Genomic DNA, 20,319 nt, shown 5'->3' with positions numbered 1-20,319 from the left:
CCCCCCCGGCCGCCCCCCCCGCGGCGCGGGGCGCCCCCGGGGGTGGGGCCGGGCCGCGCGCTTTGCGCGCGGCCCGGCCCAACGGGAGGGTGCATCTCTGATGCATCCCGACGGGCGGGAGTGCCCCGTTCCCGGGGGATGCACGGGGGATCATCGGGCGCTGACAACGCGGATGCAATGCTGGCGGGCCTTCGGGTTGCCTTGCATTGCGCAAATCTCGCGGATAGGGTGCGCCGCAATCGGACCCGGGCCCTCCCGGTTTTCCCAAATCGACAAGACTGCCGGTCCGAACGGGCCTGCGCCGCCAAATGACAGGAGCCTTGATGTTCGTTTCCCCTGCTTATGCCCAGGACGCCGGTGCCGGCGGTGCGCTGGTTTCCATTCTGCCCTTCATCCTGATCTTCGCGATCATGTACTTCCTGCTGATCCGTCCCCAGCAGAAGAAGATGAAGGAACACCGCGCCATGGTCGAGGCCCTGCGGCGCGGTGATCAGGTGATCACTGCCGGTGGTCTGGTGGGCAAGGTCACCAAGGTCAAGGAAGATGGCGAGATCGAGGTCGAACTCTCCGAAGGCGTGCGTGTGCGGGTCATCAAGCACACCATCCAGAGCGTGACGTCCAAGACCGAACCCGCCAAGGAATGACGCCACGGGCCGCGCGCCGCCGGTTGCCTGCCAACCGGTCCGGCGCGCCCGGCCCGGGGCCGCGTCGGCATCCGTGGCGCGGCCTGGACATGACGCAGGCGTGAGCGCCATTTGCGGTATGGGGCTTGAGGGCTCCGTGCCAGAATTCATATATGCGGTCAGGCCGGGCCGCTTCCGCCCGGCGCCGCGACGGGGGTAATCCGCACCATGCTGCAAATTCCGCTCTGGAAGCGCATCATGATCTGGGGCGTCTGCGCCCTGGGCATTCTGTTTTCGATGCCGAACCTGTTCTATGATCGGGTTGAACGCCATAACGACGCGCGCGCCGCGGTCGAGGCCGGAATGGCAACCCCCGATCAGGTGGCCGATGAACTGGCGCTCTGGCCGGATTTCCTTCCCTCAGCACTGGTCAATCTGGGCCTGGACCTGCGCGGCGGTGCGCATCTGCTGGCCGAGGTGCGGGTCAGCGATGTCTATGCCGACCGCATTGACGGCATGTGGCCCGATGTTCGCGACGCCCTGCGCGATGAACGCGAAACCGTCGGCAATGTGCGGCGTATTCCCTCCGAGCCGGGCGAGTTGCGGGTGCAGGTGTCCAACACCGATGCCGTGGGACGTGCCGCCCAGATCGTGCGCGATCTGTCCCAGCCCACCCAGACCGTCACCGGCTTCGGCACCGCGCGCGACCTGGATGTCCGTGTCGACGGGGCCGAGATCATCGTCACCCTGTCCGATGCTGAACGCCAGGCCACCGATGAGCGCACCATGCGCCAGTCGCTGGAAATCATCCGCCGCCGCGTGGATGAGGCCGGCACCCGTGAGCCGACCATCCAGCGCCAGGGCGCCGACCGCATCCTGATCCAGGTGCCGGGTATCGGGTCCGCGGGCGAATTGAAGGATCTGATCGGCACCACCGCGCGGCTGACCTTTCACCCGGTGATCGGCACCACCTCGGACGGCGATCAGGCACCTGAGCCGCGCCAGTTGATCCATCCGTCCCTGGACGAGCCGGGGCGCTACTACATCCTGGAACAGCAGCCCGTGGTCACCGGCGATCAACTGGTGGATGCCCAGCCCGCCTTTGATCAGAACAACCGACCGGCGGTGAATTTCCGCTTCAACCCCGCCGGGGGGCGTGCCTTCGGCCAGTATACGGCGGCCAATATCGGCAACCCCTTCGCCATCGTGCTGGATGGTGAGGTGATCTCGGCCCCGGTGATCCAGGCCCATATCTCGGGCGGGGCGGGGATCATCACCGGCCGCTTCACGGTCGAGGAGACCACGCAACTGGCCGTTCTGCTGCGATCCGGTGCGCTGCCCGCCGAGATGGATTTCCTTGAAGAACGCACCGTCGGCCCCGAACTGGGTCAGGACAGCATCGACGCGGGCCGGACCGCCGCCATGGTGGCCTTTGCCGCGGTGCTGCTGTTCATGCTTCTGACCTATGGCGGTTTCGGTGTGATCGCCAATATCGCGCTGCTTCTGAATGTCAGCATGATCTTCGCGCTGCTCTCGGCCATCGGTGCCACGCTGACCCTGCCGGGGATCGCCGGGATCGTGCTGACCATCGGCATGGCGGTGGATGCCACGGTGCTGATCTTCGAGCGAATACGCGAGGAAATGCGCACCGCCAAGGGCCCCGCGCGGGCCATCCAGCAGGGCTATGAAAAGGCGCTGTCGGCCATTCTGGACGCCAATATCACCACGCTGATCACCGCGCTGATCCTCTTTGCCATGGGCTCTGGCCCGGTGCGGGGCTTTGCGGTCACGCTGGGGCTGGGGATCATCACCTCGGTCTTCACGGCGCTCTTTGTCACCCGGCTGATGGTGGTGATCTATTTCGAGCGCGCCCGCCCCAAGACGCTTCTGGCCTGAGGAGAGAGCGCCATGCGACTGAAACTCGTCCCCGACCAGACCAGCATCGACTTCTTCCGCCATTACCGGCTGACCTTTGGCACGTCGATCGTGGCCATGGTTCTTTCTGTCGTGGCCTTTGCGATCATGGGCCTGAACTTCGGTATCGACTTCCGCGGCGGCACCTCCATCCGGACCGAGGCCACGCAGCCGGTGGATATCGGTGCCTATCGTGACGCGATGACCCCGCTCAATTTCGGCGATGTCGCCATCACCGAGGTCTTTGACCCCGCCTTCGGGGCTGACCGCAACGTGGCCATGATCCGCATCCAGGCGCAGGAGGGCACGGAATCGGTCACGCCCGCGCAACTGGACACGGTGCTGTCCGCGCTCCAGCAGGTAGACCCGACCCTGAGCTTCGCCGCGGTGGAATCCGTGGGGCCAAAGGTCTCGGGCGAGCTGGTGCAATCGGCCATCATCGCGGTGACATTGGCGCTGGCGGCGGTGCTGTTCTACATCTGGCTGCGGTTCGAATGGCAGTTTTCCGTGGGCGCGGTGGCGGCGCTGGTTCATGATGTGGTGCTGACCATCGGGTTGTTCGCCGTGCTGCAGATCCGCTTTGACTTGGCGATCATCGCGGCCATCCTGACCATTGTGGGCTATTCGCTCAATGACACGGTGGTGGTGTTCGACCGGGTCCGCGAGAACCTGATCAAGTACAAGAAGCGCCCCTTGAAAGAAGTTCTGAACATCTCGATCAACGAGACGCTGTCGCGCACGGTCATGACCAGTGTGACCACGCTTCTGGCGCTGATCTCGCTCTTTGTGCTGGGGGGCGATGTGATCCGCGGCTTTGTCTTTGCCATGATCTGGGGCGTGATCGTGGGCACCTATTCCTCGATCTTCGTGGGGGCTGCCATGATGCTCCGGCTGGGGGTCAAGCGTGACTGGTCGAAGAACGCTGCCGACAAGGCCGGGGCGCAGTTCGGCGTCAAGGAGGGCTGATGCGACTGTCCGAGGTTGATTTCGGCGCGGCGCAACCGGTTGAAGGCTATGGCCCCGGTTTCTTTCGCATCGGCGGGCAGGCCCATGCCGGGCCGTTGCTGATCGCGCCGGGGATCGTCGCTGACTGGGGCGGCTATGGTGACGCGGATGCGCTGCTGGCGCTGGCCGGGCAGGTGGATGTGCTGTTTGTCGGCACCGGGGCCGAGATCGCGCATATCCCCGCCGATCTGCGCGACGCGCTGGAGGGGGCCGGGCTGGGGGTTGAGGTCATGTCCTCGCCCGCCGCCTGCCGGACCTATAACGTGCTGCTGTCCGAGGGCCGCCGGATCGCGCTGGCATTGATGCCGGTGGACTGAGCACCCCGGCCAGGGGGCTTGACCCCGGCGCAGGCGGGCGCCAAAGGAAGCCCATGCTGGCCGACGCAACCCTTGATCAGATCCTGCAGCGCTTCGAATATATCGAGGCGCGCCTGTCCGCTGGCGCCGCGCCCGAGGATCTGGCCGCCCTGGGCCGCGAACATGGTGAGCTGCGCCCGGTGGTGGAAGAAATCCGGGCCTACCGCGCCGCCCTGCAGGCCAGGGCCGAGGCCGAGGCCCTGCTCGATGACCCCGAAATGCGCGATCTGGCCGCCGAGGAGCTGACCCGCCTGCGCGAGGATCTGCCCGCGCATGAGGCCGCCCTGCGTCTGGCCCTGATCCCGCGTGACGCCGCCGATGCCCGCCCCGCCATTGTCGAAATCCGCCCCGGCACGGGGGGCGAGGAAGCGAGCCTGTTCGCCGCCGACCTGCTGCGCATGTATCAGCGCTACGCGGACTCCCGCGGCTGGCAGGTCAGCATCATCACCATGGCGCAGACCGAACTGGGCGGGCTGCGCGAGGCGGTGATGCGCATTGCCGGTGAAGGCGTCTTTGCCCGGCTGAAATTCGAATCCGGCGTGCATCGGGTCCAGCGCGTGCCGGTCACCGAATCGGGCGGGCGCATCCACACCTCGGCCGCCACCGTGGCCGTCCTGCCTGAGGCCGAAGCGGTGGAGATCGCCATCGACCCCTCTGACCTGCGGATCGAGACCATGCGCGCCAGCGGGGCCGGGGGGCAGCATGTCAACACCACCGATTCGGCGGTGCGGATCACCCATGTTCCCAGCGGGATCGTGGTTACCAGTTCCGAGAAATCCCAGCATCAGAACCGCGCCATCGCGCTGGAGGTCCTGCGCGCGCGGCTCTTTGACATGGAGCGCCGCCGCCAGGCCGACAGCCGCGCCGATGCCCGCCGCGCGCAGCTTGGCTCGGGCGATCGGTCGGAACGCATCCGCACCTACAACTTTCCGCAAGGCCGCGTGACGGATCACCGGATCAACCTGACGCTCTACAAGCTGGATCAGGTGTTGCAGGGCGATCTGGACGAGGTCATCGACGCCCTGAGCGCAGCCGAGCAGGCGGAGAAACTGGCCGCGATGGAGGGATGAGCCGCACCGCCGACCTGCTGCTCGGTGCCGTGGCGCGCCTGCGCGCCGCCGGGGTGGCAGACCCCGTCCGTGATGCGCGCCTGCTTCTGGCCCATGCGCTGGGGATCGGCGCCGACCGGCTGACCCTGCATCTGGCCGACCCGGTGCCCACGGCGGCACAGGCGCTTTTCCAGGCCGCCGTCACCGCCCGCGCCGCGCGCCAGCCGCTTTCACAGATCACCGGCAAGCGCCTGTTCTGGGGGCGGAATTTCGCCGTCACCGCGGATGTTCTGGACCCCAGACCGGAAACCGAAACCCTGATCGCCGCCGCGCTGAAGCAGCCTTTCGCCACCGCGCTGGACCTGGGCACCGGGTCGGGGGCGATCCTGCTCACCGTGCTTGCCGAGCGCCCTCAGGCGCGCGGTCTGGGCGTGGATCTGTCGCCCGCGGCGCTGGGCGTGGCGCAGCGCAATGCCCAGGCGCTGGGGCTGGCCGACCGGGCCGAGTTCCGCCACAGCGACTGGTTTGCAGCCATCCCCGAACGGTTTGATCTGATCCTGTCCAACCCGCCCTACATCGGTGCAGGTGAAATCCCGTCCCTGTCCCCCGAGGTGCGCGACTGGGAGCCCCGCGCCGCGCTGGTGCCCGAAGGGGATGACGGCAGCGGGCTGGCCGCCTATCGCAAGATCATCGGTGCCGCCCCGGACCATCTGAGCTTCGGCGGCGCGCTGATGGTCGAAATCGGAGCGTCGCAGGGCCGCGCGGTTGGCGCGCTGATGGCCCAGGCCGGGCTGCACCATATCCAGGTCCTGCCTGACATGGACGGCCGCGACCGGGTGGTGCGCGCAACCCGGCCAGGACCGGCTTCGGTGTGATATTCCTGCCATTCGACGCCTTGCCCCTGTTTTTGGGGTTGTTTCGAACTAAGTCTCATGGCAAGTCAGTGTCAGCGCGGCGTACACGCAACCGGTGTCCCCGCTCGGCAAGCCCAGCAAAGTCTGCTTCAGACGTTCGGCAAGTCAGCCGTTCATCATGTGAAACGGGCTGCCGGTTACAGGCATCAATAAGCCGGAATACATACAGCATGAGATCATCCAAGCAGCGTTCGCGGACGAAGCAGAACCGTCACAGGCCACTGGGCAATGTCGTGAATCGGGTTTTCGATTCGTCAGGCCCCGAGGGCAAGGTGCGCGGCACCCCCCAGCAGATCATCGACAAATACCTTCTTCTGGCGCGGGATGCGCAACTGTCGAATGATCGCGTGGCCGCCGAGAACTTCCTCCAGCACGCCGAACACTACACGCGCATGCTGGCTGAAGCGCAGCGCGAAGCCCAGGCCGAGGCCGACGCCCGCCGCCAGCAGCACGAACAGCAGCAGCAACGCGACCAGCAGCAACGCGACCAGCAGCAACAGCGCGAGCAACAACAGCGCGATCAGCAGCAGCGTGAGCGTACCCGCGCCGCCGAGGCTGACCCCCGCCCCGAACCGCAACCGGCATCCTCCGAGGTTCTGGGCGACCCCTCCGGCGGCAGCGATGATCAGTCCATCCTGGTCGAAACCCCCGAATCGCGCGGCACGTCCCAGCATGCCGCATCTGATGCCGAAGCGCAGCCCGAGGCCCCGAAACCCCGCAATACCCGCAAACCACGGGCAAGCGCGGCAAAGAAGGCCGAACCGGCCGCAGAACAGCCCGCCGAAGAGGCCAGCGGCGAAGACGCCCCCGCCCCGCGCAAGCGCGCCGTGCGCAAGCCGCGGGCCACCACCCGCAAGGCTGCCGACAAGGAAACCGCGGAAACCGGGGGCAACGACACGCCGAAATCTGCCACCGGCTGAGCGCGCTCAGTGCAGGGGCAGGCGGTTTGCCAGCGCCCCGCTGGCGCGGTCGAACAGCAGGACCTCATCGCCCGTGGTCAGGATGATCACCCAGTCGGCGGCCAGGGTCACGGCCTGCGCCTCGGCGCCATCGGGCAGGGTGATCGCCGCGGGCAGTTCCAGCGAAACCTGCGGCGGGGGTGTTGCCAGCCGGATCGCCAGAAGCGACAGGATCGCCACCAGCCCGATGATCAGCACGGCGGTCAATGTGGTGACCAGCAGCTTCAGAAAGCGCAGTTCCGGCGGCGGCGGGGCATCTTGAGGATCGGTCATGAACGGCAACCTGACAGAGCGGGTGAGTGTGCGGATCGGACCCAACCCGCCTGCGCGCCTTGATAAGGCGCTGGCCCGCGATGTGCCAGAGGCAGCGGCCCTGTCGCGCTCACGTCTTGCGCGGCTGATCGCCGAAGGTGCGGTGCAGCGCGCCGGGCAGGTGCTGGACTCCCCCCGCGCCAGTGTGGCCGAGGGCGATCAGATCGAAATCCACCTGCCCCCCGCAGCACCCCCCGAAACCCCCGCCCAGCCCATCGCGCTGGATGTGTGCTTTGAGGATGATGACCTGATCGTGCTGCACAAGCCTGCGGGCATGGTGGTCCATCCTGCACCCGGCTCGCCCGACAGCACGCTGGTCAACGCGCTGCTGCACCATTGCGGCGACCGGCTGTCCGGGGTGGGGGGCGAACGCCGCCCCGGGATCGTGCACCGGATCGACAAGGACACATCGGGGTTGCTGGTGGTGGCGAAATCCGACCGTGCCCATCACGGCCTTGCCGCCCAGTTCGAAGCCCATACGGTCGAACGCCGCTATCTGGCGCTGGTCCATGGCATGCCCGATGCCGCCGATCCGCGCCTGCGCGGAACGCGCGGGGTCAGCTTCGAACCCGGCAACATCATGAAGATCACCAGCCAGCTGTCCCGCCACCGCACGGACCGCCAACGTCAGGCCGTGGTCTGGTCCGGCGGGCGCCACGCGGTCACGCGCGCCCGTGTGCTGGAACGCTTCGGCACGCCCGCGCAGCTGGCGCTGGTGGAATGCTGGCTGGAAACCGGGCGCACCCATCAGATTCGCGTCCACATGGCCCATGCCGGGCACGGGCTGGTGGGCGATCCGGTTTACTGCGGCCGCCGCCGCCTGGCCGCCCGCGCGCTGTCCGTGGAGGCATCCGAAGCCGTGGCAGCTTTCCCCCGCCAGGCGCTTCATGCCGAAAGCCTCGGCTTCCGGCACCCGGTCACTGGCCAGGACCTGCGCTTTTCCGCGCCGCCCCCGCCGGATTTGCGCGCGCTTCTGGACCTTCTGCACACCGCCCCCCATATTCAAGGGTAACAGCCACGCACATGCGCGTGACACTATTGAAACCTGCTGGAACGCAGCGCGCCTTCGCGCGTAACCTTTTGTAAAGACCTTCGCCCCATCCTGCGCTGAAGCTTCAGGCAGGCATGGCGGCCCGGAACAATGAGGTGCATTCATGAGCGACTACGCCAACCTTCCGGCGCCTTCCCCCGAACAGGGGCTGAACCGGTATCTTCAGGAAATCCGCCGCTTCCCCATGCTGGAGCCTGAGCAGGAATACATGCTCGCCAAACGCTGGGTGGACCACCAGGACACTGATGCCGCCCATCAACTGGTGACCAGCCACCTGCGCCTGGCCGCCAAGATCGCCATGGGGTATCGCGGCTATGGCCTCCCGCAGGCCGAGGTGATCTCCGAGGCCAATGTCGGCCTGATGCAGGCGGTCAAGCGGTTTGACCCCGAGAAGGGCTTCCGCCTGGCCACCTATGCCATGTGGTGGATCCGTGCCTCCATCCAGGAATACATCCTGCGGTCCTGGTCACTGGTGAAACTGGGCACCACCAGCGCCCAGAAGAAACTGTTCTTCAACCTGCGCAAGGCCAAGTCCAGGATCGGCGCGCTGGAAGACGGGGACATGCGTCCCGAAAACGTGGCCCGCATCGCCCATGACCTCAACGTCTCCGAGGATGAGGTCATCGCCATGAACCGCCGCCTGTCGGGGGGGGATGCCTCGCTCAACGCCACCATCGGGTCCGAAGACGGCACCGGGTCCTGGCAGGACTGGCTGGAAGACGAAAGCGCCGACCAGGCCAAGGATTACGCCGAACGCGATGAACTCGAACTGCGCCGCGAACTGCTGATCGAGGCCATGGACGTCCTCAACGACCGCGAAAAGGACATCCTCACCCAGCGCCGCCTGGTGGATGACGCCGTCACGCTTGAGGAGCTCTCGGGCCAGTATGACGTCAGCCGCGAACGCATCCGCCAGATCGAGGTGCGCGCCTTCGAAAAACTGCAGTCCCGCATGCGCACGCTTGCGCGTGAAAAGGGCATGTCCATGCCCGCCGCCTGACAGCTTCCCGCGTCAAGGGGCACCACCAAAGGCTGCAATGGCCGCGATGCCCGTCCGCCGCATGCCCTCGCGCAATCGCGCCATATCATGCGTCAGGCACCGATGGTGGGATGCCATACCGCATACCCTGCCGCTCCCCCGGTCATTCCCGGAACCACCCCGGGGGGTGAGCCAGCCTCCGGGGCTGGCGAGGGGGCCGAAAGGCCCCCTCAACCGCACGCAGTGCCAGAAGGCTTGCCCGCGCTTGCGCGGGCTCCGTTTGACAAGATCAGAGGGCCATCACGCCGCCGGCATCCGGCGCTCGGCGATCTCGGCCCACCAGGAACATCCGGCAGGAATGATCTCGTCGTTGAAATCATAGGCCGGGTGATGGACATTCGCGGTGTCGCCATTGCCCACCAGGATATAGGCGCCGGGGCGCTCCTCCAGCATATAGGCGAAATCCTCGCCCCCCATGACCAGCGGCGCCTCTTCGCAACCGCCCCCCACGGCCCGGGCCACATCGGCGGCGAACTCGGTCTGCTCAGGCGTGTTCACCATCACCGGATAGCCGCGCATGTAGTCAATGCTGGCCGTCGCGCCGAAACTGGCCGCCAATCCTTCGGTCAGCGCCTTGATCCGGGTCTCGGCCAGGTCGCGCACATCCGCGTCCAGCGTCCGCACGGTCCCCTTCAGCCGCACCTTCTGCGGGATCACGTTGAACGCCTCGGATTCGGTGCGGAATGTGCAGACCGAGACCACAAGCTGTTTCGTGGGGTCCACATTGCGGCTGGCGATGGTCTGCAGCGCCACCACCAGTTGCGCGGCGACCACCGTGGTGTCGATGCAGTCATGGGGCTTCGCAGCATGCCCGCCGCGCCCCTCCAGGTCGATCACGAACTGGTCGGTGGCGGCAAAGAACGCGCCTTCGCGGATGGCAAAGCTGCCGGCGGGGCGGCCGGGCCAGTTGTGCATCCCGTAAACCTCCTGGATGCCCCAGCGGGCCATCATCCCGTCGTCGCACATCTCCTTGCCTCCACCGCCGCCTTCCTCGGCGGGCTGGAAGATCACCACCACCGTGCCGTCGAAATTGCGCGTCTCGGCCAGGTATTTCGCCGCGCCCAGCAGCATGGCCGTATGCCCGTCATGGCCGCAGGCATGCATCGCGCCGGGGGTTTTCGAGGCATGCTCCACCCCCGTCGCCTCATGGATCGGCAGCGCGTCCATATCCGCGCGCAGCCCGATCACCTTGCCCGAGCCGGTGGCTTTCCCCTTGATCACGCCCACCACGCCGGTGCGGCCGATCCCCTCGACCACCTCGTCGCAGCCAAAGGCGCGCAGCTTTTCCGCCACGACGCCCGCGGTGCGGTGGCAGTCGAACAGGATTTCGGGGTGGGCGTGCAGGTCACGGCGCCATTCGGTGATTTCGGGCAGCAATTCGGCGAAGCGGTTCTTGATCGGCATCTCTGGGACTCCCTGAGGATAATTCACATGTAAACTGGCCCGAATCCCGGGCGGCGGCAAGGGGGTCAGGCGTGCAACGGTTCGGTCAGCGCGGCGCCCGAGGCCTTGTTGGAGTTGACGGCAGTGCCCACCCGGTGTGCCGTCAGCGCCGCATCGGGCGCCGGGCGCATCAGCGTTGCGGCGCCGTGCCCGGCCTCACCCAGCCAGAGCGCCCAGTCATCGGGGGCCAGAATCACGGGCATCCGGTGGTGGATATGCGCAAGCGCGGCATTGGCGGGGCAGGTGACAATGGCGCAGGTCACATGGCGTTCGCCGCCCTGCTCCCAGACCTGCCAGACCCCGGCAAAGGCCATCAGATCGGCCTGCGTGGGGCGGATATACCAGGGCAGGCGGTTTCCGGCGGCGTCCTTGGTCCATTCGTAGAAGCCGCTGGCCGGGATGATGCAGCGCCGGGCGCGCACGGCGGCGCGAAAGGCGGGTTTTTCAGCGATGGTTTCGGCGCGCGCATTGATCAGCAGCGGGCCATCGGTGGGGGTGCGGTACCAATGCGGCAGAAATCCCCAGCGCATCGGGCCCAGATGGCGCTGGCCCTCGCAGCTGATCACGCTGGCCACCGGTTGGGTGGGGCAGATGTTGAAGCGCGGCACAGGCGGCAGGTCATTGGCCGGGCGGGCGTCAAAGGCCCGGGCCATGGCGTCATCGGGCAGGGTGATGGCAAAGCGTCCGCACATGGGGTGAAAATAGCGCAGCCTGCGCGCTCAGGCCAGTGCCCTGCGCCCGCGGAACCGGCTGAGCGCCAACCCGCCAAGGATCAACCCCGCCGCCAGCAGGAACTGCGGCGGCAGAACTTCGCCCAGCACCACCGCGCCCAGCAGCACCGACCAGACGGGAACGTGGTAATTTACCTGTGACAGGAAACTTGGCCCCGCGCTGCGGATCACGCCCACCAGCAGCAGCGTTGCCGCCGCGGTAGAGCCGAGGCCCAGATAGACCAGCGCCAGCAGGGGCGTCGCCTCGGCGGGCAGGGCGGGCACGCCTTCGACCCAGAGCGCCACCGGCAGGATCATCGCGCTGGCCGCCAGCAGGGCGATCACGCTGAAAGCCAGCGGATGCACTTGCGGGCAGCGGCGGGTGACAATGGCCCCGCAGGCGTAACTGGCGGCGGCGGCAAAGCACAACACCCGCGCCAGGGGTTCGGCTGCGGCCCCGCTGCGGGCCAAGGCGCCGGGGCCGATCAGCACCATCACCCCGATCAGCCCCAGGGCAAAGCCTGCGACCTTCAGCCGGGTCATCGCCTCGCCCGGGATCAGGAAGTGCGCCAGCCCCATGACAAACAGCGGAATCGCCGCCATGGACACCCCCGCAAACCCCGAGGTCACATGTTGTTGCGCCCAGGCCAGCAGGAAGAACGGCAAGGCGTTGCTCAGCAGCCCCATGGCAAGGGCGAAGCCCCAGATCCGGCGTTCCTGCGGGGCCCGCAGCCCGGGAAGCCGCAGGCGCAGCACCAGCGCCACCGCCACCAGTGCGACCAGCGCCAGCGTGATCCGCCCCGCTGCAACGGTCAGCGGCCCAAACGCCTGCAGCGCCAGCGCCACGCCCAGAAAACTTGCCCCCCACAGCAGCCCCAGCGTGATCAGGGCGATCCAGTTTCCAAGGGTCGGATGCGTGGGCATTGGGGGCGCTCGGACAATCGGGTGCGGGTCTGCAGGCAGCAGCACGCGGGGTATGCCTGTTTTCCGGGCGGGTCAAGCGGGCGGATGCCCTAGTTTGCGGCATGCCCTGCGCGCCAGGCGGCCCAGGCGGTCGGCGTATCCAGATCGGTCACGGCGCGCTGGCCGGGCAGGGGGTGCAGCCCAGCGTCGGTGACAAGGTCCCGCGCACCCGCGTCGCCCTGCAGCCGCGCCATGGCGGGCCAGCGCGCAGGGGGCAGGATCACCGGATGCCCGGGCTGGCCATCGGCGGTGGCGGCGCGCAGGGGGCGTTCGGGGTTGTCCTGCCATGCAGCAAAAAGCGCGGTCATGTCAGCGCTGGTGATCCCGGGCATGTCCGGCAGCAGCACCATCAGCGCCCCGGCCCGGCCCGTGGCCCATCGGGCCCCCGCACGGAGCGAGGCCGCCATCCCCTCACCCGCATCGGGCACCGCGATCACGCTCAGGGGCAGCCCCTCCAGCACGGTGGCGCGCGCGGTATCGCCGGGGCGCAGGGTCACCGCCACCGCCGCACCCGTCGCACAGGCCCGCCCGGCCATGACCTGCAGCAGCGGAACCGCGTCCACCGGCTCCAGCAGCTTGTCGGCCCCGCCCATGCGGCTGGAGGTCCCGGCCGCAGGCAGCACAATGGCGAACGGGTGCACCGCGCTCCTCCGTGTCGTTGTTTCGCAGCATCCTAGCCCGGCACGGCCCATCCCGCCAGCCGCCTGCATTTTCATTTGACCCGACTCAGGGACCGGAGTATTTTATTGAACAGTCGTTCAATAATGGGAGGAAGCGCCGATGTTCACGGCGTCCATGAGCTTCGATCTTGGCGAAGACATCAATGCCCTGCGCGATATGGTCCACCGCTGGGCGCAGGAACGCGTCAAGCCCATGGCCGCGCAGATCGACCGTGACAATGTCTTTCCCCATGAACTGTGGCGCGAGCTGGGCGAGCTGGGCCTTCTGGGCATCACCGTCCCTGAAGGGTTCGGCGGCGCCGATATGGGCTATCTGGCGCATGTCATCGCGGTTGAGGAAATCGCCCGCGCCTCGGCCTCGGTCTCGTTGTCCTATGGGGCGCATTCCAACCTGTGCGTGAACCAGATCAAGCTGAATGGCAGCCCCGAACAGCAGGAGAAATACCTGCCCAGGCTGGTTTCGGGCGAACATGTCGGCGCGCTGGCCATGTCCGAGGCCGGCGCCGGTTCGGATGTGGTGGGCATGAAGCTGCGCGCGGACAAGAAGAATGACCGCTATGTGCTCAACGGCACCAAATACTGGATTACCAACGGCCCCGATGCCGATGTGCTGGTGGTCTATGCCAAGACCGACCCGGAGGCCGGGTCAAAGGGCATCACCGCCTTCCTGATCGAAAAATCCATGGCCGGGTTTTCCACCAGCCCACATTTTGACAAGCTGGGGATGCGCGGCTCCAACACCGCCGAACTGGTGTTCCAGGATGTGGAAGTCCCTTTCGACAACGTGCTGGGAGAGGAAGGGCGCGGGGTAAGGGTGCTCATGTCCGGGCTGGATTATGAACGCGTGGTGCTTTCGGGGATTGGCACCGGGATCATGGCGGCCTGCCTGGACGAGATCATGCCCTACATGAAGGAGCGCCAGCAATTCGGTCAGTCCATTGGGAATTTTCAGCTCATGCAGGGCAAGATCGCGGATATGTACACGGCGATGAATTCGGCCCGCGCCTATGTCTATGAGGTGGCGAAAGCCTGCGACCGCGGGACCGTGACGCGCCAGGACGCCGCCGCATGCGTGCTCTATGCCAGCGAACAGGCCATGGTGCAGGCGCATCAGGCCGTGCAGGCCATGGGCGGGGCGGGCTTCATGAATGACAGCGCGGTCAGTCGCCTGTTCCGGGATGCAAAGCTGATGGAGATCGGCGCGGGCACCTCGGAAATCCGCCGCATGCTGGTGGGGCGCGAGTTGATGGGGGCTATGGGATGATCCGCGCCGGGGCGCTTGCTCTGGCCCTGGCTGCCCCATCCCCGGCGCTGGCCGATCTTCTGATCGACCTGTCCATCGTGCAGGCTTGTGTTGACGCAGCAGGGCCAGAGCAGGCGGCGCCGGGCTGCATCGGTCAGGCTGCAAACAGATGCATGGAGGACTCCCCGCAAGGGCATTCCACCGTGCAGATGGGCGCCTGTCTCGATGCCGAACTTGGCTGGTGGGACGGTCTGCTCAACACCGAATACCGCGGGCTGATGGCAGAGCTGGAGGCCTCGGACGCCGATCTGCCCGCGCATCTGGCCGTGCAGGCCGGGTATCTGCGGGACATGCAGCGCGCATGGATCCGTCTGCGCGATAGTGCCTGCGCCTTCGAGGCCAGCCGTTGGCAAGGTGGCACCGGCGCCAGCCCGGCGGCGATCGGCTGCCTGCTGCAGCGCACCGCACAACATGCGCTGTTCCTGCGCAACAAGCGTGAAGGCCAGCACTGACGGGCGGCGGCATCACAAAGGGGGGGAAGACATGCGACGCATCATTGCCTTGACCGGGCGCGGCTTCAGGTGCTCATCGCGCGCGCATTCAGATTTTCGTTTGGAAGCAACAGGTTGTAGGGTGAGGCTTATGTGTCACTCGGAGATTGCGCGGCGACCTGCTGTCAGGCGTGCCCAAGCCCCCGCGCATGCCGGTATGATCGACGGAAAACCACTGTGAAACAGGATTTTACCGAATGAAGCTGCCAAGTTCCATCCTGACCGGCTCGGACCAGTTCCGCGCCAACCGCGCGGCCCATCTTGCCGCGCTGGACGAAATCGCCCAGGCTGCCGCGCAGGCCGCCGAAGGGGGCGGCAAGGCCGCGCGCGACCGCCACCGCGCCCGCGGCAAGATGCCCCCGCGCGAGCGCGTCGCCAACCTGCTGGATCCGGGCAGCCCGTTTCTGGAAATCGGCGCCACCGCAGCGCATGGCATGTATGATGATGCGGCTCCCTGCGCCGGGGTGATCGCGGGCATTGGCCGCATCCATGGGCAGGAGTGCATGGTCGTCTGCAACGACGCCACCGTGAAGGGCGGCACCTATTTCCCCATGACGGTGAAGAAGCACCTCCGCGCGCAGGAGATCGCCGAGGCCAACCATCTGCCCTGCCTCTATCTGGTGGATTCGGGCGGCGCCAACCTGCCGCAGCAGGACCAGGTCTTCCCCGACCGCGACCATTTCGGCCGCATCTTCTACAACCAGGCGCAGATGAGCGCGAAGGGCATCCCCCAGATCGCCGTGGTCATGGGCAGCTGCACCGCAGGCGGCGCCTATGTGCCCGCCATGTCGGACGTGACCATCATCGTGCGCGATCAGGGGACGATCTTCCTCGCCGGTCCGCCGCTGGTCAAGGCGGCGACGGGCGAGGTGGTCAGCGCCGAGGATCTGGGCGGCGGCGACGTGCACACGCGCCTGTCCGGCGTGGCGGATTACCTTGCCGAAGATGACGCCCACGCCCTCGCGCTGGCGCGCCGGGCGGTGGCGCAGCTCAACCGCCGCAGACCGGGCAGCGTGCAATGGCAACCCCCCGAAGATCCGGCCTATGACCCCGATGAGATCCTCGGCGCCGTCCCCGCCGACCTGCGCACCCCCTATGACATCCGCGAGGTGATCGCCCGCGTGGTGGACGGCTCGCGCTTTGACGAATTCAAACCCCGGTTCGGCGAAACCCTGGTCACGGGCTTCGCCCATGTGATGGGCTGCCCGGTGGGGATTGTCGCCAATAACGGCGTGCTGTTCAGCGAAAGCGCGGTCAAGGGCGCGCATTTCATTGAACTCTGCAGCCAGCGCCATATCCCTCTGGTATTCCTGCAGAACATCACCGGCTTCATGGTCGGCCGGAAGTATGAGAACGAAGGCATCGCGCGCCATGGCGCCAAGATGGTGACGGCCGTGGCCACCACCGCAGTGCCAAAGATCACCATGCTCGTGGGCGGCAGCTTCGGCGCGGGCAATTACGGCATGGCCGGGCGCGCCTATTCGCCCCGGTTCCTCTGGACCTGGCCCAACAGCCGCATATCCGTGATGGGCGGGGCGCAGGCCGCAGGCGTGCTGGCAACCGTCAAGCGCGACGCGATGCAGCGCGCAGGCCAGGACTGGAGCGCCGAGGACGAGGAAGACTTCAAGCGCCCCACCATCGAGATGTTCGAGCATCAGTCCCACCCGCTCTACGCCAGCGCGCGGCTCTGGGATGACGGCATCATCGACCCCCGCCGTTCGCGTGAGGTTCTGGCCCTGTCCCTGTCCGCCGCCCTCAACGCTCCGATCCCGGATACACGCTTCGGTGTTTTCCGCATGTAGCACAGATTCATGCCTCCGGCGGGAATATTTTTCGCAAGATGAAGCCCGCATCTTCTTCATCCTTGCAGAAATATCCCGGGGGGTCCGGGGGGCTGGCCCCCCGGCACCAGCCAGAAAGACCTGACCCATGTTCCATACAATTCTCATAGCCAATCGCGGCGAAATCGCCGTCCGGATCATGCGCACCGCCCGGTCAATGGGCGTGCGCACCGTGGCGGTCTATTCCGAAGCGGACGCTGGCGCACTGCATGTAGAACTGGCCGACCATGCCGTCCTTATCGGCGGTCCGGCCCCGCGCGACAGTTATCTGAGGGGCGATGCCATCATCCGGGCGGCACTGGAAACCGGCGCGCAAGCGATCCATCCCGGCTATGGGTTCCTGTCCGAAAACCCCGATTTCGTCGAGGCGGTGGAGGCAGCGGGCCTGACCTTCATCGGCCCCTCGGGCCGGGCCATCCGCGCCATGGGGTTGAAGGATGCCGCCAAGGCGCTGATGACCGATGCGGGTGTGCCGGTGGTGCCCGGCTACCACGGTGACAACCAGGACCCCGAGCATCTGTCCGGCGCCGCCGATGCCATCGGCTACCCGGTCCTGATCAAGGCGGTGGCGGGCGGCGGCGGCAAGGGGATGCGCAAGGTCCTGCGCCCGCAGGATTTCGACGCCGCTCTGGACAGCGCCAAGGGCGAGGCCGCCACCGCATTCGGCAATGACGCCGTGCTGATCGAGAAATTCATCCAGCAGCCGCGTCATATCGAGGTTCAGGTCTTTGGCGATGGCGAAGACGCCGTCCATCTGTTCGAACGCGATTGCTCGTTGCAGCGCCGCCACCAGAAGGTGATCGAGGAAGCCCCCGCCCCCGGCATGACGCCCGAGATGCGCGCCGCCATGGGGCAGGCGGCGGTGCGGGCCGCACAGGCCATCGGCTACAAGGGTGCGGGGACGGTGGAGTTCATCGTCGATGGCAGCCGCGGCCTGCGCCCGGATGGGTTCTGGTTCATGGAGATGAACACCCGCCTGCAGGTCGAACACCCGGTGACCGAGGCGATCACCGGCGTCGATCTGGTGGAATGGCAGTTGCGCGTCGCCGCCGGGGAGCCTTTGCCCGCGCGGCAGGAGGATCTCTCCATCCGCGGCCACGCCTTCGAAGCGCGGCTTTATGCCGAGGACGTCCCCGCGGGCTTCCTTCCCGCGACCGGGCGGCTTGCGCATCTGGCATTCCCCGAGGGCGCGCGCGCCGATACCGGGGTGCGCGAGGGTGATGTGATCAGCCCCTGGTATGACCCGATGATCGCCAAGGTGATCGTCCATGGCCCCACGCGCGCATCGGCGTTGAACCAGCTGGCCCGCGCGCTGGAGGAAACCCGTGTGGCCGGGACGGTGACCAACATCGCCTTTCTGTCGCGGCTGGCGCGGCATGAGGGGTTTGCTGCGGGGCAGGTGGATACCGGGCTGATCGAGCGTGACATCGACATGCTGACCGCGCCGCCTGCCAGCGACGATGCTCTGGCGCAGGCCATTGCGGTGACGGCGGTGCTGGCGTCGGCGGATCTGCCGCAAGGCCCGCTGACCGGGTTTGCCCTGTGGTCACCGCTGCGTCGACGCATCGAGCTGGCGCCTGCGGGGGGGGATACGGTGCAGGCGCTGGTCGAGGTCACCGGGCCGGATGCGGCGCAGGTCACGCTGGGCGCGGGCGCATTTGCCGCGCAACGGGGCGCGCGCGGCTGGGCGGTGGCAGGGTTTGCGCCCCTGCCAGTGGTTCAGGCGGACGGGGCGATCCATGTCTTTGCCCCGGATGGCCGGGGTGCGGTGTCATTCACGGCTCTAGACCCGTTGCAGCGGGCGGCCGGGGCGGCGGGCGGCGTGGATGTGACCCTCAGCCCCATGCCCGGGCTGGTCAAGGCCGTCTTTGTGACCCCCGGCGCCGTGGTTGCTGCGGGCGACCGGCTGTGCGTGCTGGAGGCGATGAAGATGGAGCACACGTTGATCGCCGGGCGCGATGGCACCGTGGCCGAGATCCTGGTTGCGGACGGGGCGCAGGTCGAGGCCGGGGCGCCTCTGATCCGGCTGGAGCCCGAGGCAGAGGCGCCATGATCCGGCTGTGGCATGTGCCGCAATCACGGTCCTTTCGGGTCTTGTGGCTGCTGGAGGAGATGGGGGCCGCGTATCAGGTGATCCCGTGTTCGTTCCTGGACGGGTCCTTGCGGGCAGCGGAGCATCTGGCGCGCTCGCCCGCAGGACGGGTCCCTGCGGCCGAGATTGACGGGCAAGCGCTGTTTGAAAGCGGCGCGATCCTGCAGCTTCTGGTGGAAACCCGCGCCCCGGACCTGGCGCCGGGCCCGGGGGATGCAGAGCGGGCTGCCTGGCTGCAATGGCTGCATTTTGCCGAAACCATCGGTGCGCATCTGGCCAATCTGACCCAGCAGCATATTGTCCTGCGCGAGGACTGGATGCGCTCGCCCACGGTGATGCGGCTGGAGGCGCGGCGGCTGGCGATCTGCCTGCAGGCTGCGGCGGCGCAGGCGGGCGATGGCTGGTTGCTGGAGCGGTTCAGCGCCGCGGATGTGGCGGTGGGCTATGGGTTTGTGATTGGTCAGCGGTTCGTGGATCTGGGGGACATCCCCGGTGCGCAGGCGTATCTGGAGCGGATCGCGGCGCGGCCCGCGTTCCAGCGCGCGCTGGAGCGCGACGGGCCCGCGCAGATATACACCCGTGATTTCTATTCCCCGCCGGAGGGTTAGGCCATGGCCGAGGTTGAGATATTCGAGGTTGGCCCGCGCGACGGGTTGCAGAACGAAAAGCGCCTGATCCCCACGGAACAGAAGGTTGCGCTGGTGGAATGCCTCAGCCGCGCCGGGTTTCGGCGGATCGAGGTTGCAAGCTTTGTCAGCCCGAAATGGGTGCCGCAGATGGCGGATTCGGATGCGGTGCTGGCCGGCATTCGCCGCGCGCCGGGCGTGCGCTATGCGGCGCTGACGCCGAACATGAAGGGATACCAACGCGCACGGGCGGCGGGGGCGGATGAGGTGGCGATCTTTGGCGCGGCGTCCGAAGGGTTCTCGCGGGCCAATCTGAATTGCTCGATCGCCGAGAGCCTGGAGCGGTTCGCCCCGGTGGCCGAGGCTGCGCGGGCCGATGGCGTGCCGGTGCGCGGGTATGTGTCCTGCGTCAGCGACTGCCCCTATGACGGGCCGGTGGCGCCGGGGGCGGTGGCGGCGGTGGTGGCGCGGCTGCGGGACATGGGCTGCTACGAGATCAGCCTGGGCGACACCATCGGGCAGGGCACGCCGGAGCGGATCGCCGCCATGCTGCGCGCCGTTCTGGAGGAGGTGCCCTCCGAGCGGCTGGCGGGGCATTACCATGACACCGCCGGGCGGGCGCTGGTGAATGTCGAAGCCTCGCTGGAGTTGGGGGTGCGGGTGTTCGATGCCGCCGTGGGCGGGTTGGGGGGGTGCCCCTATGCGCCGGGGGCTGCGGGAAATGTGGCGACCGAGGCGCTGGCGGCGCGCATGGCAGAACTGGGCCATGATACGGGGCTGGATCACAGCGTTCTGGCCGAAGCCGCGGCCATGGCGCGGGCCATGCGGGCGGGGGCGCCATGATGGCTGGCCGCAGAAGCGCCCGGAGCGCACGCCCACCCACCCACCCCGCGCGCTCCGGGCGCTTTGGTCTGTCATGGGCAATGGAGACGCGAATTGGAACATGTC

20 protein-coding genes are annotated in these 20,319 nt (G+C 67.3%); 15 read left to right on the top strand and 5 right to left on the bottom strand.

Annotation, left to right across the window (positions count from 1 at the left end; genetic code table 11):
- Positions 1-323: 323 nt before the first annotated feature.
- From yajC to HUK65_RS08815, 7 genes are all read left to right on the top strand, one after another.
- Complete coding sequence (yajC, locus tag HUK65_RS08840; RefSeq protein ID WP_179905799.1) at positions 324-644, top strand: preprotein translocase subunit YajC; 321 nt, start codon at positions 324-326, stop codon at positions 642-644.
- 207 nt (positions 645-851) lie between these two features.
- Entirely contained in the window at positions 852-2,519 is a 1,668-nt protein-coding gene (gene secD, locus HUK65_RS18720) for a protein translocase subunit SecD (RefSeq protein WP_235441854.1), read from the top strand.
- Between the two features lie 12 nt (positions 2,520-2,531).
- Positions 2,532-3,503 carry a protein translocase subunit SecF gene (gene secF, locus HUK65_RS18715; RefSeq protein ID WP_235441853.1) on the top strand — a complete coding sequence of 324 codons (972 nt, stop codon included), beginning with the start codon at positions 2,532-2,534 and terminating at the stop codon, positions 3,501-3,503.
- Positions 3,503-3,859 carry an Mth938-like domain-containing protein gene (locus tag HUK65_RS08830; protein ID WP_179905798.1) on the top strand — a complete coding sequence of 119 codons (357 nt, stop codon included), beginning with the start codon at positions 3,503-3,505 and terminating at the stop codon, positions 3,857-3,859. The genes secF and HUK65_RS08830 overlap by 1 nt, the downstream gene beginning before the upstream one ends.
- Before the next feature lie 53 nt (positions 3,860-3,912).
- Positions 3,913-4,968 (top strand): peptide chain release factor 1, encoded by a 1,056-nt coding sequence (gene prfA / locus HUK65_RS08825; RefSeq protein WP_179905797.1) that lies wholly within the window; start codon positions 3,913-3,915, stop codon positions 4,966-4,968.
- Entirely contained in the window at positions 4,965-5,822 is an 858-nt protein-coding gene (prmC, locus tag HUK65_RS08820; protein WP_179905796.1) for a peptide chain release factor N(5)-glutamine methyltransferase, read from the top strand. Before prfA ends, prmC begins: the two co-directional genes overlap by 4 nt.
- A gap of 209 nt (positions 5,823-6,031) precedes the next feature.
- On the top strand, positions 6,032-6,781 hold the full coding sequence (locus HUK65_RS08815) for a DUF4167 domain-containing protein (RefSeq protein ID WP_179905795.1): 750 nt from the start codon (positions 6,032-6,034) through the stop codon (positions 6,779-6,781).
- A 6-nt stretch (positions 6,782-6,787) separates the two neighbouring features.
- Here the strand turns inward: HUK65_RS08815 and HUK65_RS08810 are convergent, their stop codons facing one another.
- A complete protein-coding gene (locus HUK65_RS08810; protein WP_179905794.1) occupies positions 6,788-7,093 on the bottom strand; it encodes a DUF6476 family protein in 306 nt (101 codons plus the stop codon).
- Between HUK65_RS08810 and HUK65_RS08805 the strand changes: the two genes are divergently transcribed.
- Together HUK65_RS08805 and rpoH are read left to right on the top strand one after the other, a co-directional pair.
- The gene (locus HUK65_RS08805) at positions 7,092-8,144 is read left to right on the top strand and encodes an RluA family pseudouridine synthase (RefSeq protein ID WP_179905793.1); all 1,053 of its coding nucleotides are present in this window, start codon (positions 7,092-7,094) and stop codon (positions 8,142-8,144) included. The genes HUK65_RS08810 and HUK65_RS08805 overlap by 2 nt on opposite strands.
- Positions 8,145-8,286: 142 nt before the next feature.
- Positions 8,287-9,183 carry an RNA polymerase sigma factor RpoH gene (rpoH, locus tag HUK65_RS08800; protein WP_179905792.1) on the top strand — a complete coding sequence of 299 codons (897 nt, stop codon included), beginning with the start codon at positions 8,287-8,289 and terminating at the stop codon, positions 9,181-9,183.
- Between the two features lie 279 nt (positions 9,184-9,462).
- Here the strand turns inward: rpoH and HUK65_RS08795 are convergent, their stop codons facing one another.
- The 4 genes from HUK65_RS08795 to HUK65_RS08780 form a co-directional block, all read right to left on the bottom strand.
- Complete coding sequence (locus HUK65_RS08795; protein WP_179905791.1) at positions 9,463-10,626, bottom strand: M20 aminoacylase family protein; 1,164 nt, start codon at positions 10,624-10,626, stop codon at positions 9,463-9,465.
- Between the two features lie 65 nt (positions 10,627-10,691).
- Entirely contained in the window at positions 10,692-11,357 is a 666-nt protein-coding gene (locus tag HUK65_RS08790; protein WP_179905790.1) for an SOS response-associated peptidase, read from the bottom strand.
- Positions 11,358-11,384: 27 nt separating this feature from the next.
- Entirely contained in the window at positions 11,385-12,299 is a 915-nt protein-coding gene (locus tag HUK65_RS08785; RefSeq protein WP_179905789.1) for a DMT family transporter, read from the bottom strand.
- An 89-nt stretch (positions 12,300-12,388) separates the two neighbouring features.
- The gene (locus HUK65_RS08780; protein WP_327787076.1) at positions 12,389-12,979 is read right to left on the bottom strand and encodes a nucleotidyltransferase family protein; all 591 of its coding nucleotides are present in this window, start codon (positions 12,977-12,979) and stop codon (positions 12,389-12,391) included.
- A gap of 139 nt (positions 12,980-13,118) precedes the next feature.
- Between HUK65_RS08780 and HUK65_RS08775 the strand changes: the two genes are divergently transcribed.
- The 6 genes from HUK65_RS08775 to HUK65_RS08750 all read left to right on the top strand — a co-directional run bounded on the left by HUK65_RS08775 (position 13,119) and on the right by HUK65_RS08750 (position 20,214).
- Positions 13,119-14,282 carry an isovaleryl-CoA dehydrogenase gene (locus HUK65_RS08775; RefSeq protein ID WP_179905788.1) on the top strand — a complete coding sequence of 388 codons (1,164 nt, stop codon included), beginning with the start codon at positions 13,119-13,121 and terminating at the stop codon, positions 14,280-14,282.
- Complete coding sequence (locus HUK65_RS08770) at positions 14,279-14,773, top strand: lysozyme inhibitor LprI family protein (protein ID WP_179905787.1); 495 nt, start codon at positions 14,279-14,281, stop codon at positions 14,771-14,773. The genes HUK65_RS08775 and HUK65_RS08770 overlap by 4 nt, the downstream gene beginning before the upstream one ends.
- A 236-nt stretch (positions 14,774-15,009) precedes the next feature.
- Entirely contained in the window at positions 15,010-16,614 is a 1,605-nt protein-coding gene (locus HUK65_RS08765; protein WP_179905786.1) for a carboxyl transferase domain-containing protein, read from the top strand.
- Positions 16,615-16,741: 127 nt separating this feature from the next.
- Entirely contained in the window at positions 16,742-18,706 is a 1,965-nt protein-coding gene (locus HUK65_RS08760; protein ID WP_179905785.1) for an acetyl-CoA carboxylase biotin carboxylase subunit, read from the top strand.
- Entirely contained in the window at positions 18,703-19,353 is a 651-nt protein-coding gene (locus HUK65_RS08755; protein ID WP_179905784.1) for a glutathione S-transferase family protein, read from the top strand. The genes HUK65_RS08760 and HUK65_RS08755 overlap by 4 nt, the downstream gene beginning before the upstream one ends.
- Positions 19,354-19,356: 3 nt before the next feature.
- Entirely contained in the window at positions 19,357-20,214 is an 858-nt protein-coding gene (locus tag HUK65_RS08750) for a hydroxymethylglutaryl-CoA lyase (RefSeq protein WP_179905783.1), read from the top strand.
- Positions 20,215-20,319 lie beyond the last annotated feature (105 nt).

The organism is Rhabdonatronobacter sediminivivens (genome assembly GCF_013415485.1).
GTDB classification, from domain to species: Bacteria; Pseudomonadota; Alphaproteobacteria; order Rhodobacterales; family Rhodobacteraceae; genus Rhabdonatronobacter; species Rhabdonatronobacter sediminivivens.
The sequence above is the reverse complement of the archived record's forward strand: the minus strand, read 5'-3'. Positions and strand labels throughout refer to the sequence as shown.

Coding starts and splice junctions, on each gene's coding strand:
- yajC (WP_179905799.1), top strand. CDS start 324: ATGTTCGTTTCCCCTGCTTATGCCCAGGACGCCGGTGCCGGCGGTGCG.
- HUK65_RS08750 (WP_179905783.1), top strand. CDS start 19,357: ATGGCCGAGGTTGAGATATTCGAGGTTGGCCCGCGCGACGGGTTGCAG.
- HUK65_RS08810 (WP_179905794.1), bottom strand. CDS start 7,093: ATGACCGATCCTCAAGATGCCCCGCCGCCGCCGGAACTGCGCTTTCTG.
- HUK65_RS08815 (WP_179905795.1), top strand. CDS start 6,032: ATGAGATCATCCAAGCAGCGTTCGCGGACGAAGCAGAACCGTCACAGG.
- secD (WP_235441854.1), top strand. CDS start 852: ATGCTGCAAATTCCGCTCTGGAAGCGCATCATGATCTGGGGCGTCTGC.
- secF (WP_235441853.1), top strand. CDS start 2,532: ATGCGACTGAAACTCGTCCCCGACCAGACCAGCATCGACTTCTTCCGC.
- HUK65_RS08795 (WP_179905791.1), bottom strand. CDS start 10,626: ATGCCGATCAAGAACCGCTTCGCCGAATTGCTGCCCGAAATCACCGAA.
- HUK65_RS08775 (WP_179905788.1), top strand. CDS start 13,119: ATGTTCACGGCGTCCATGAGCTTCGATCTTGGCGAAGACATCAATGCC.
- HUK65_RS08830 (WP_179905798.1), top strand. CDS start 3,503: ATGCGACTGTCCGAGGTTGATTTCGGCGCGGCGCAACCGGTTGAAGGC.
- rpoH (WP_179905792.1), top strand. CDS start 8,287: ATGAGCGACTACGCCAACCTTCCGGCGCCTTCCCCCGAACAGGGGCTG.
- HUK65_RS08755 (WP_179905784.1), top strand. CDS start 18,703: ATGATCCGGCTGTGGCATGTGCCGCAATCACGGTCCTTTCGGGTCTTG.
- HUK65_RS08760 (WP_179905785.1), top strand. CDS start 16,742: ATGTTCCATACAATTCTCATAGCCAATCGCGGCGAAATCGCCGTCCGG.
- HUK65_RS08805 (WP_179905793.1), top strand. CDS start 7,092: ATGAACGGCAACCTGACAGAGCGGGTGAGTGTGCGGATCGGACCCAAC.
- prfA (WP_179905797.1), top strand. CDS start 3,913: ATGCTGGCCGACGCAACCCTTGATCAGATCCTGCAGCGCTTCGAATAT.
- HUK65_RS08770 (WP_179905787.1), top strand. CDS start 14,279: ATGATCCGCGCCGGGGCGCTTGCTCTGGCCCTGGCTGCCCCATCCCCG.
- HUK65_RS08765 (WP_179905786.1), top strand. CDS start 15,010: ATGAAGCTGCCAAGTTCCATCCTGACCGGCTCGGACCAGTTCCGCGCC.
- HUK65_RS08790 (WP_179905790.1), bottom strand. CDS start 11,357: ATGTGCGGACGCTTTGCCATCACCCTGCCCGATGACGCCATGGCCCGG.
- HUK65_RS08785 (WP_179905789.1), bottom strand. CDS start 12,299: ATGCCCACGCATCCGACCCTTGGAAACTGGATCGCCCTGATCACGCTG.
- prmC (WP_179905796.1), top strand. CDS start 4,965: ATGAGCCGCACCGCCGACCTGCTGCTCGGTGCCGTGGCGCGCCTGCGC.